We start from the raw sequence: 12,205 nt of genomic DNA, 5'->3' as shown, positions 1-12,205 counted from the left end.
GCTGCCGGACAAGCCGGCATCCTGTATTGCTTTATGGCGAACCAGTTTACCCGGCTTTACTGACAGGTAAATGACCAAACATAGCATATGAATGATCATTCTTAACACCAGACACTGTAAGCCGGGCCCGAGAGCAGAACCCAGAAGCCAGACTGCGGAAGCCGGGATTTTAAGGCAAGCAGCCTGCTCGTCTGCAAGCTACCTGCCTGCCATCACTCGTCAGCAATCTCAATAGATGGCATCGCCTGCGCCGCAGCGGCCTGACGCGCCAGTGCCACCGCCAGACGGCGTGAAGCATGGCGGTACATCATAGAGACTTCCGAGCAATCGTCCGCAGCCACCACCGGCGTACCGGCATCGGACTGCTCGCGGATATATTTGGATAACGGCAGCGAACCCAGTACCGTGGTGTTGTAGGTTTCCGCCAGACGCTCGGCACCGTCTTCACCAAAAATATGTTCCGCATGGCCACACTGCGAACAGATATGCATGCTCATATTTTCAATCATGCCCAGCACCGGAATATTCACTTTGCGGAACATTTCCACGCCTTTTTTGGCGTCGGCCAGGGCAATATCCTGCGGCGTGGTAACAATCACTGCACCGGATACCGGGAATTTCTGGCTCAGGGTCAGCTGAATATCACCGGTGCCCGGCGGCATATCAATAATCAGATAATCCAGCTCGCCCCACTGGGTCTGGGTCAGAATCTGCATCAGCGCCCCGGCAACCATCGGCCCGCGCCAGACCATCGGCGTGCTTTCGGTCACCAGATACGCCATCGACATACTTTTCAGGCCATGAGCTTCAACAGGCACAAACCATTTGTTGTCAATGGTTTCCGGGCGGGTGCCGTCTTCGACCCCCAGCATAATGCCCTGACTCGGGCCGTAAATATCGGCATCCAGCAGGCCGACTTTGGCGCCGTCTTTGGCCAGCGCAATGGCCAGGTTAACCGCGGTAGTGGATTTACCCACACCGCCTTTACCGGACGCCACCGCAACAATATTTTTTACCTGAGTAATGGCTTCAACGCTGTTCTGGCTTTTATTTTCCGCCACCGACCAGCTGATGTTCACCGCCGCAGCGCTGCAGCCATCGATATTTTCCAGCGCCGTTTGCAGCATCTGCGCGATGCCGCCTTTGAGAAATTCAGACGGGTAATCGAGATGAATATCCACCTCAACCCGGCCGCCATCGATACGGATATCACGCACGCAACCGGCGCTGAGCAGATCGGATTCCAGATAAGGATCGGTATAACCGGCCAGAGCGGCCTCAACCTGAGAACGGGAAATCTGTGACACAAGACACTCCTGCACAAAAGGGCGACAACAAAGAATGGCAGGATTTTACGCCCCGGCGGCAGAATTACCACCGCCAGAGTGTCGGGTTATTCAATACTGCGCTGGCGCCACTAAACCGGGCTGACTGGTACCGAAGCCAGCAGGCTGCGGGTGTAGTCGTGCTGCGGTGCGGTCATTATCTGCTCGGTATTGCCCTGCTCAACGATGACGCCGTCTTTCATCACCGCCACGCGGTGCGCCAGATGCGGAATAATCGACAGATCGTGGGTAATAAACAGATACGACAAGCCCATTTCCTGCTGTAATTCCTGCAGCAGCTGCAACACCTGACCACGAATAGAAACATCCAGTGCGCTGGTTGGTTCATCACAGATAATCAGCTCAGGCTCCACCGCAATAGCACGGGCAATGGCCAGACGCTGGCGTTGGCCGCCGGAAAACTCATGGGGAAAACGATCAAGGTGCGCGACTTCCAGCCCGACCCGCTGCAGCAATGCCTGCAGGCGTTGTTCGCGTTTTTCCGCATCCGGCTCAACCTTTAAAGCGATCATGCCTTCGGCCAGAATATCGCGCACATTCATACGCGGATTCATCGACGAAAACGGGTCCTGAAAAATCACCTGAATGCGTTTGCGCAACGGTAAAAACTGACGCTGGCTGAGCTGATCAATGCGTTCGCCGGCAAAATACAGCTCACCACCGGCCAGCGGTTCCAGACTCAAAATAGCGCGCCCGGCGGTCGATTTACCCGAACCACTCTCGCCTACCAAAGCCAGTGTTTCACCCCGGCCAATACTCAGACTGATGCCGTCCACCGCTTTAGTGTGGCCAACCACCCGCTGCAGAATACCTTTACGCTGGGCAAACCAGACACGCACATCCTTTAACTGCAACAAAGGCTCGCTTTGCGCCGGAGCAGATAAAAAATGGCGGCGATCGGGTAATGAGTGAATCAGCGCACGGCTGTATTCATGTTTTGGCGCGGCAAAAAATTCGCGGGCAACGGCCTGTTCAACAATTTCGCCATAGCGCATCACCGCCACACGATCGGCCATCTGTGCCACCACGCCCATATCGTGGGTAATTAACAGTACGGCCAGCTGGCGTTTGCGGCGTAATTCGTTAAGTAATTCCAGAATCTGTTTCTGGATGGTGACATCCAGTGCGGTGGTCGGTTCGTCGGCAATCAGTAATTGCGGCTCGCAGGCCAGCGCAATGGCGATCACCACCCGCTGCTTCTGACCGCCGGACAGCTGATGCGGATACCAGCCTAAACGCTGCTCAGCATCGTTAATGCCCACCTCGTGCAGCAGACTGATGATTTTTTCGCGCAGCGCGGCACCGCTTAACCCTTTATGCAGACGCAGCACTTCGCCAATCTGCTGTTCAATAGTCTGCACCGGATTCAACGAGCTTTGCGGCTCCTGAAATACCATCGCCGCCATGCGTCCGCGTACCGAGTTCATCTGCGCTTCGGTCAGATCAAACACATCGGTTCCGGCCAGTTGCACCCGGCCACTGCGGATCGCCAGCGCCTCCGGCAGCAGGCGCATTAACGCCAGTGACGTCAGCGATTTACCCGAGCCACTCTCGCCTACCAGAGCCAGAATTTCTCCGGCGTGAATACTGAAACTCACCGGTTTAACCAGCAAACGCCCCGCCTGCTGATATTTGCCCGGTAATAATTCAATACTGAGGTTTTCGACCTGTAATAATTCCATCACTTTCTCCTCAGGCCGACCGTGGATCGAAGGCATCACGGACGCGGTCGGAGAATAAATTCGCCGCCAGCACCAGCACAAACATCAGCACAAAGGCCGCCGCAACCGACCACCACACCACCGGATCACGGGATAACTCAGACCGTGCTTCGTTAATCATATTGCCCCAACTGGCCATCGACGGATCAACGCCGACGCCGATATAAGACAACACGGCTTCGGCCAACACAAAGACGCTGAAATCCAGCACCAGAGCAATCAGAATAATATGGGTAATATTGGGCAGAATATGGCGGTAAATAATACGGTTATGGCCAACACCAAAGGCATGAGCCGCCTGCACATAATCCAGCTGGCTGACTTTTAAGGTTTCGGCGCGCAATAAGCGGCACAGGCCGGTCCAGCTGGTCATGCCTAAAATAAAACACAGTGCCAGGAATTTAAAATCGGCCCGCACAGCTACCAGATTAAACTGCTCCGGATGAGTCTCGATATACACATCAATCAGCAGCACCGATGCGGCAATTAACAGAATGCCCGGAATAGAACTTAATGTGGTGTAAATATACTGCACCACATCATCAACCCAGCCTTTGAAGTAGCCAGCACTGATACCCAGCACAATCGCCAGCGGCAGCGTCAGCAACGTTGCCAGGGTACCGATTAACACCCCGGTGCGGATGGCTTTAATACTCCAGTAGAGAACATCCTGCCCGACTTTATCGGTACCCAGAATGTGATACACCTTACTCAGCTCCAGCACCCAGCAACAGGCCAGCACCAATAAAGACAGCGTCAGATAAATGGTTCCCCAGGGCAATGTCTGCTGAGTGGTCAGCCCCCTGCTACACTGCTGACGCTGTTGACGCTTACGCCAGGCGATATGCAAACCGATAATTACCGCGCTGATAAAGGCCGCCACCAGCAATGCCTTCATAGAGCGGACAAAGATATCCTTGCCATGATCAGCCTCATCGGCAAGATGCTGCCCGGCATTCGCTAAGCGCGGAAAATCGCGGTACACCACACCGTCGTCGGTTTGCATATTTTCTTTGGCGAAAGAATAAATTGCGAACGGTGCCGAATAGGTTTTTTCATCTTTATTGCGCAGCTCAGTCAGCACTACATCCAGAACGCTTTGCACTTCCTGACTGTAATGTACTTCCTCGCTGCCTTCGGTTTTTTCCAGAGGTGCGCGGTAATGCAGGGAATCCAGCAAGGCAATCAACAGATAAAACAGAATAACGATAAACGAGGCGACACCGGCACGGGAGTGAAACACCGTACGCCAGCGCTGACGCGCCAGCGGGTTTTTACTTAACTGGTAAAAAAACAGTCCGAGACTGGCCACCAGAATATAAATAAGCACATCGCTCCACAACACGACAGGCTTGATGCTCAGTAATTCATTCATAACAGACGTCAATTCATTCATATCAGGTCACTCATATCAGGACAGCCTTACCCGTGGATCGACCAGGGTGTAAGAAATATCCGTCAGAATCAGACCGAGGATATAAAGTACGGAACCAAGAAACACCATGCTGCGCACGATGGCAAAATCCTGCGCCTGAATAGCATCCAGGGTGTAACTGCCAAGGCCGGGAATGCCAAAGAAAGATTCAATCAGCAGGCTGCCCATAAATAACGATGGGATCACCACTACCACACTGGTGAGAATCGGAATCAGGCCGTTAGGCAGAATATGACGGAACAATACCGCGGTTTCCGACACCCCTTTGGCGCGCGCAGTGCGTACATAATCTTTATTGGCTTCTTCCAGAAATAACGTGCGGTACAACCGCGTACCACCACCGATACCGGCGACCACGCCGATAATCACCGGCAAGATCAGAAAACGAATAGCATCGGTGCCGGCCAGATAGCCGGAAATCGGCACCAGATGCCAGAGTTTGGCAAAGAAATACTGCCCGCCCAGAATATAAAACACCCCGGATATCGACAGCAGCACGACGCACAGCACCATCGCAGCGGTATCAAACGCACTGGCGCGGAACATCACCACAAACAGCGCGAATACAATATTGACGCTGATGCCGATAATAAAGGTCGGCAAGGCAACCGCCAGACTCGGCCACATCCTTTCACTGATATCGGCACCAATGACCCGGCCTTCATCCGATTTGCCAAAATCAAACACGAACAGCCGCGCTGATTTTTCAAAAAAGATGGTATCGGTCAGCAGCCCTTCGCTGTTTTCAGCGGTGTTAATAAATAAGGGTTTGTCATAACCGCGCTGGGCTTTCCATTGCTCTATGGCTTCTTCTGAGACATGTTTATCACCCAGCTGCACCCGCGCCATCTGATCCGGTGTATTCACCATAAAAAACAGGGCAAAGGTCAGCAGGTTCACACCGAGAAGAATCGGCAGGGCGTAGGCTAAACGACGGATAATATAAGCCAGCATATCAGCCCTCCTGCTCTGCTGAATGGATTGTCTGCCCGTTGCCGATACGGCGCTGCTGGCGCCGGCGGAAGGCACGGTAACCCGGCAGCAACGCAATCAGCAGAATTCCGGCGACGACAAAAATGGGCCATAACACCGGTGCATTCCAGGCCGCCTGTGCCTGACTGCGCTGTTCAACATCAACGGCAAAATATTTAAGTACACTCTTGCTGATGCCATGGGCCTTAACATTACGAACCCAATGATTATTCAGCACATAGGAATGCGGATGCCAGCCGGATGCCCACACCGCATCGCGCTGCAGAATGGCAATCATGCGGCGGATAATCTCCATGCGCTGCGGCGAATCTTCCATCAGCTGCATCTGGTCAAACAGGCGGTTGTATTCGGCATTGTTGTAATTAGTGGAATTTACCCCACTGCCGCCGCTGATCACCTGACCGTTATTACCGTACTGTAAAAACAGGAAGTTTTCGGCATCCGGATAATCAGCCAGCCAGCCCCACTGGAATAACTGGGCATTACCGGTCTGCATTTTTTCTTTAAAGCGGTTGTAGTCTGTACCACGGATATTGAGCTGAATATTCAGCTTTTTAAATTGTTTGATCATCCAGTTCTGCATAGCGCTGCCGCCACTGCCACCGGTCGGCGTATCCAGATTCAGCACCAGCGGCTCACCGGTTTTAGCATGGCGGCCGCCCGGGTAACCGGCTTCGGCCAATAACCGTTTAGCTTCTTCCAGCGATTTACGCTGTGGTTTGCCATCCACCCAGTCAAACACATAAGGGTTAATGCCCTCTTCGCCACTCTGATAACCGAAAATACCCGGCGGTATCGGGCTCATCGCTACTTCGCCACGACCATTGGCAAAGATGGAAATCATTTCCTGCTGATCGTAAGCAATGGCGATCGCCTGGCGCAGCTTGCGCGCACGTTCGCGGCTTTTGGCATCCCCTTTATCGCCGACCACCGGGTCGAGCATATTAAAGGCAAGATAATAACTGCCCAGCACCACTTCTTTTTCCAGCGTTACGCCTTTGGCCGTCATTTCCGGGCTCAGGCCAATGCCATCGCTGCTGACACGGATCGCCTGATCAAAGCTGTCACTGGCAATACCAGAGCGGTCGTAATAGCCCTGCATAAACTTGGTCCACAGCGGGATGGCTTCTTTTTCCAACCGGTAAACCACTTTATCCAGTAATGGCAATTGCTTTCCGGCGTCATCCAGTAAACCGGCCGCAACATCCTCAGGCGAACCTTCAGCAGGATAATAATCGGCGCGGTAGTTCGGGTTCTTTTCCAGAATAATGACTTCGTTGGGGTTATTGCGCGTCATCATAAAAGGGCCGGTGCCCACCGGGTGCCAGTTCAGCACAATATTGCGGTCGGCCAGCCCAGGCTGATGGTAAAAACGATCAACCTCCCAGGGAATGGGAGCAAAAAAGTGAAAGGCCAGCCAGTATTTAAACTGCGGATATTTGCCTTTTAAGCGGATGGTAAAATCGTAACGGCTCTGGGCTTCAACACCGGCCATACTGAGCTCGCGTAAATCCAGCCAGGCCTGCTTGCCTGCTTTTTCTTCCAGTGCTTTACGCGTATCACTCGCAATCTTGCTGAACTCCGTCATGCCGACAATATAATCGCTGAGCAGTGCGCGTACCGGCGACAGCAATTTAGGGTCGGCCAGGCGTTTAACCTGATACACATAATCCTCGGCCACCAGTTCACGGCTGCCCTGCTCAGTAAAGTCGTCGAGACTGCGGTATTGCTCTGATTCGGCGGCCGAGGCAAACAGATAGCGTGATTCACCGTTTTCGTTCAGGGCAAAGGCCGGATGCGGCTGATAACGGATGCCGGGTTGCAACTGAAAGTGGTAGGTAGAAAAGGCAATGTTTTCACTGTCGGCATCCACCTCATTGCCATCGGCATCGCTGTAACGGATATCCGGCATCGCCGTCAGGGTGTTGGGGATCAGCTCGTAAGGGCGTTTAAGGTAGTCGTAAGCCAGAGGCGGCTCGTAAATCTGATCAATAAAGCGCGATTCATCCGAACTGTAAGAGCGGGCCGGATCAAGGAATTTGGGACGTTCAGAAAAACTGGAATAGAGAATATTGGCGCTGGCTTCGGATTCCGGATGCGGATTGTTCCAGGCCTGATCGCTGCACCCCGCCAGCAACAGCGCACCTGCCAGCCATAGCCCTGCGCCGCCAAAGCGCCCGGTAACTGCGCTTACAGCCTTCAGCCAGCCAGACTTTTGCAAACCAGCCTGCAGACGACCAGTAAACCCGCCGCAGCGCATCTTCCCCAAAACAACAGTGTTCATCAGCAGCTATCCATTACAACTCCGGCAGTCAGCCCCTCACTGCGGCTCCCTCTTACAGCGAAGGCGACCTGAGAGCAGCTGGCACAACGCCAGTCCGATGCAGAGATTTATTATTGTGTTTGCCTGCCCAACCACCTCAGGGGCAGACGGATATGACAGCAGAGTGTGCCAACATTTCCCGCCGGTGCAAGCTTTCCTCATTCAGGATATGTCAGTGTCCGCTGTGTCGGACGCTCTGGTGGTTATATTTTAAACAGAAGGGGCAATCAGGCTGCCGCTGCAGGCTCTGTTGCAGACTCCATAACGGAGATCGGGCGCGTTATCAGCATAGGCGCCTTGTCTATTCTAAGAACTATAACGCCTCAATAACCGGCGCAGCTTTGCTGTGCTCGGTATCGTAGGCGCGTAGTTGATTGACTTGTTATGCATTAGTCTACATCTGCAACCCAAAGCATGGAATCTAGCTGCTTACCAACTTTAACCATCAAGCCCGTATCAATCGTTGCACCCGTGATAGGTGTGAAAGACCATGCATTCTCACCATTAGAATATGGAACATTACTATTAGTGAAAAACCGAGCCTGCTTATCTTGAAGCGCCATAAATTCCTTTGCCAACTCTCTGGCACTAAGCTTAGTCATGACTTCATTTTTGTAACAAAGATCGGTCGATAGAACATCTATAAGTAACTTTTCCGCATCTTTAAATTTCACTTCTGAAAGTGTAAGAATATCGGAATTAATAAAGCCAACCTCTCTTAATCCTTCATATCTTTTGGCCCAACTTACATTTTGAAAAGAATAGAAGAATGCTCTTCCACCAGTTTTCTTCTTAAGCTCTTCTTCAAAGTTCATGATATCGACCTCCTGGATGCATAACGCCCGGCTCAGGCGCAATCAGCCAGAGCGGGATTTGTGCCAAAATTGGCGCTCGCGCCGTTGGCGCAAATGACGTGGCGGTTGGTTGTCGTTTGGAGCCGTTTGTTATGTCCGACAACCCATTCATGGTACTAAGTGCAATCTACCAACTGTATTGAAAGCCATGGCCCTTCTTCGTCAGCGACGCCACTATTTTCAATGTACTCCCTACACAGCTCCGCGGATTCAAGCGTCTCACACAATCCCGTTTTAGGTATTACTTGGCCGGTCGCGTGGGCGCATTTTTCAATAAGACCATCTTGCACCATCCAAGATTCGCCAAGCATACCAGACGAGCATTCGACCAGCTCATACCCTAACGTTGGCCAATTTTCAGGAACTCGATTACCCAAAAACAGCATCTTTAGCAGTGCACGTTCTCCAATAGAGGGGTCATCACTGCCTGGTGTCCAACCATCGAGAAACTCAGTTGAATCTTGAGCTGAAAAACCTAAGGCAATCACTCGAATAGACGGGTCATTTCTAAAAAACACATGCTTTGCTTCTTTGGCATCACTAAGCTCGTAGAATACGCAAGCCCAACCGAACTTGATCTCAAATGCGCTTTGGGCCCACTCTTTAATCTCTGTGTAACGTTCTATAGGAATACCAGACTCGACTAAATACTCTTCTTGTTTACGATTTGCAAAGTCATTCCACCAAAACCCTGCCTCTCCTGGAAACTGTGGACACACATCTGGAGAAACGCTGACACAATGCTCCAAACCAGAGCTATCTGGGCTTACTTTTACGATTACAAAACCGCCTAATATCAAATCTTGGTTTGCCATAGCAACCTCAGACATAACGCCTGCCAGCAGGGTGCGGTTCCGGCCCCCTGGCTGGCTTTGTTAGATTTTCTCTTTAATATTTAAAACCATCCCCATTGATCCATCGGTAAAGATATCTTCGTAATCAATGGGGTTTAAAACAAATAGCGAACCTGAAGGAGCATCTGAAGGAATAGCAATTAACGCATGCAATTGATTTTTCGCCTCTTCTGTAAACTCAATCCTAATTGAGCTATCCATACTGATTCTTGTTGTCGATCTCGTACAGATCAGATCAACATTTTCACAAATCCCGTCCAAAATAATACTATTTTTAGACGAAACCTTAGACTTCTTAATAGCTCGAGCCAAAGCAGAAAACTCTTTAGGTGTACCAGCTAGCTCAATGAATGTATCCGTTATTTCTAATAATTCCATAATAAAAATCCAACACTCATACTAACCGGCGCAGCTTACTGCATCCTAAGTTTGAGCGCATTACTATAGCTCCGAGTGCTTTGACTTGTTAAGCCACATATTTTTTCACCAACTCTTCATTCAATACTTGATCGAATGACAGTCGTTCTAATGACGAAATATCAAATGCTTTAAGAGTTTTTATATATTTCTTTATTTCAATTGGTACAGACTGATAATAAAGATAGTAAGCATCCCCCTCCATTCTCACCTTATGCTTTTCTAGAATTGGTTTTACAGAATCCCAACCCCCTATTGCCATATCCTCAACTTTTTTAAACAGCTTTCTCGGTGCCAACTCCTTCCTTCCAATCAGCAGTATATCGACTGGAGGTATAATTGATGGAATTGCGTCGGGCCATACACATGCTGTTACTGCGCGACCTTCATAATTCAGAAGAATAATAGAAGGCACAAAAACATCATCTGTAACGTGTTCTTGTTGGGATTCTTTGTTCTTGTTCCATGCCCAACAGTCTTCCAGTTTTTTAGTTGGAAGACAGAAAACTTCTGGATGGTCCTTTAGAATGGATTGATAACCAAATTCATTTCCGTGAAGCCACCCACCCCTGAATTTATCTACGTTGAAATCGCCTGAACCCATTCCATTAGTTTGAGGATCATCTACTTCCAGATCGAACTTTGAAATAAAATCAATGACTTCCGACTCAGCTTCTTTGACAAAGTATGTTGGCCTGAAGTAGTTCATATTGAAAGCAATAGGATAATAGTCAGGTTCGTCATCTTCAGATTCCTGATACTCAAAAACAAAATATACGCCTGTTGCATCGTTTTGATACCAAGCTTGTGATCCTTCTAAGTTATATCTATCACGACCTTGAAAATACGAGTCGAACTGCTGTTTTGAGAGATCGCCACTCTTTGGCTTTAAAAACAGGTCGTAACTCATGAACATTATCCTTATTTTGGCTTAACAGCTTATTAGTGCGCGTGCGCATTTATTCCGGGCGACTCCTTAGAGAAACCCCGCATAGCTTATTGACCGAGCTGAGAAATCGTCCATAACTCAAAAATCCCTTCCAGAAAAACGCGCACGCCTGTTAATTCCGGTTTTCTGTGCAGCTAACTTTACACTCCAGCCTGTAAACCGAAGCGCAATCTATTGACTCATTTGGCATTTACGTTACTACCCTCTGGCAAAACGGGCAAGCACGAATGCAAAGCGTGCAAATATCGCGGCTGAAAGCCGCTCCCACACTGTGCTTGCCGGGTGAGCTGAGTCTTCTGATTTTGTCGCGGATAAGATCCGCTCCTACGAACGTCACCTGATTTAATATGCGGGGTTGCAGGCAGTCGAATACAACATCCATTGCAAATATCGCGGCTGAAAGCCGCTCCCACACGGTGCTTGCCGGGCAACTTGAATCTTCTGATTTTGTCGCGGATAAGTTCCGCTCATGCCTTCTGCCTTTCACTTCAAAATAACCATCCGGTTATATCCTTGACCCGCATCAGTACCTTCCCCCAGCAGGCCGCTATCATCCCCGGCAGGCATGCCAATAAGGCGGCCGTTACAAGCCATAGACGTAACAACCACTAAGCTTATTCCAAACGGTGCTTAGAACCGAAAAAAACCTTCTTGTCCGAAATAACACAGTTTTGGGATAATGCGCGCCCATTTTTTAATATCGACGGTACACATGTGCTGCGGAGCCATTGATGACTGACTATCTGCTGATTCTGGTAAGCACCATTCTGGTCAACAATTTCGTGCTGGTGCAGTTCCTCGGTCTCTGCCCTTTTATGGGTGTATCCAACAAGCTGGAAACCGCCATCGGCATGGGCGCGGCAACCACCTTCGTGCTGACGCTGGCATCGGTGTGCAGCTATCTGGTGTACACCTACCTGCTGATTCCGCTGGATCTGGCCTACCTGAAAACCATCAGTTTTATCATGGTGATTGCCGTGGTGGTGGGCTTTACCGAGATGGCCATCCGCAAAACCAGCCCGCTGCTGTACCGCGTGCTGGGTATCTTTTTACCGCTGATTACCACCAACTGCGCGGTACTGGGTGTGGCCCTGCTGAATATCAAACGCGACAACAGCCTGGTCGAATCCATTCTTTATGGCTTTGGTGCCGCCGTGGGTTTCTCGCTGGTGATGGTACTGTTCGCCGCCCTGCGTGAACGTGTGGCCGTCGCCGACGTACCCAAGCCTTTTCAGGGCTCGGCCATCGCTATGCTCACTGCCGGATTAATGTCGCTGGCGTTCTTAGGCTTTACCGGTCTGGTCAGTATTTAG

10 protein-coding genes are annotated in these 12,205 nt (G+C 50.6%); 1 reads left to right on the top strand and 9 read right to left on the bottom strand.

The genetic code is table 11. The annotated features are described in order from the left end of the window. Positions 1-212: 212 nt before the first annotated feature. The 9 genes from apbC to HUF19_RS07415 all read right to left on the bottom strand — a co-directional run bounded on the left by apbC (position 213) and on the right by HUF19_RS07415 (position 10,853). Positions 213-1,307 (bottom strand): iron-sulfur cluster carrier protein ApbC, encoded by a 1,095-nt coding sequence (apbC, locus tag HUF19_RS07455; RefSeq protein WP_260999192.1) that lies wholly within the window; start codon positions 1,305-1,307, stop codon positions 213-215. Between the two features lie 110 nt (positions 1,308-1,417). Further along, positions 1,418-3,028 (bottom strand): ABC transporter ATP-binding protein, encoded by a 1,611-nt coding sequence (locus tag HUF19_RS07450; RefSeq protein WP_260999191.1) that lies wholly within the window; start codon positions 3,026-3,028, stop codon positions 1,418-1,420. A 10-nt stretch (positions 3,029-3,038) separates the two neighbouring features. Then, complete coding sequence (locus HUF19_RS07445) at positions 3,039-4,463, bottom strand: ABC transporter permease (RefSeq protein ID WP_260999190.1); 1,425 nt, start codon at positions 4,461-4,463, stop codon at positions 3,039-3,041. A 15-nt stretch (positions 4,464-4,478) separates the two neighbouring features. Continuing rightward, the gene (locus tag HUF19_RS07440) at positions 4,479-5,456 is read right to left on the bottom strand and encodes an ABC transporter permease (RefSeq protein ID WP_260999189.1); all 978 of its coding nucleotides are present in this window, start codon (positions 5,454-5,456) and stop codon (positions 4,479-4,481) included. A gap of 1 nt (position 5,457) precedes the next feature. Further along, positions 5,458-7,779 (bottom strand): ABC transporter substrate-binding protein, encoded by a 2,322-nt coding sequence (locus tag HUF19_RS07435; RefSeq protein ID WP_260999188.1) that lies wholly within the window; start codon positions 7,777-7,779, stop codon positions 5,458-5,460. 428 nt (positions 7,780-8,207) lie between these two features. Then, the gene (locus HUF19_RS07430; protein ID WP_260999187.1) at positions 8,208-8,633 is read right to left on the bottom strand and encodes a hypothetical protein; all 426 of its coding nucleotides are present in this window, start codon (positions 8,631-8,633) and stop codon (positions 8,208-8,210) included. 155 nt (positions 8,634-8,788) lie between these two features. After that, positions 8,789-9,487 (bottom strand): hypothetical protein, encoded by a 699-nt coding sequence (locus HUF19_RS07425; protein ID WP_260999186.1) that lies wholly within the window; start codon positions 9,485-9,487, stop codon positions 8,789-8,791. 60 nt (positions 9,488-9,547) lie between these two features. Next, positions 9,548-9,904, bottom strand: coding sequence for a hypothetical protein (locus tag HUF19_RS07420; RefSeq protein ID WP_260999185.1), 357 nt, complete (start codon positions 9,902-9,904; stop codon positions 9,548-9,550). An 88-nt stretch (positions 9,905-9,992) separates the two neighbouring features. Further along, positions 9,993-10,853, bottom strand: a complete 861-nt coding sequence (locus HUF19_RS07415) for a hypothetical protein (RefSeq protein ID WP_260999184.1) — start codon at positions 10,851-10,853, stop codon at positions 9,993-9,995. A 770-nt stretch (positions 10,854-11,623) separates the two neighbouring features. Between HUF19_RS07415 and rsxA the strand changes: the two genes are divergently transcribed. Then, entirely contained in the window at positions 11,624-12,205 is a 582-nt protein-coding gene (gene rsxA / locus HUF19_RS07410) for an electron transport complex subunit RsxA (protein ID WP_145468997.1), read from the top strand.

The sequence above is a fragment of the Thalassolituus hydrocarboniclasticus genome (genome assembly GCF_025345565.1).
GTDB lineage: Bacteria > Pseudomonadota > Gammaproteobacteria > Pseudomonadales > Oceanobacteraceae > Venatoribacter > Venatoribacter hydrocarboniclasticus.
Note: the sequence above shows the minus strand (reverse complement) of the source record. Positions and strands in the feature narration are given on the sequence as shown.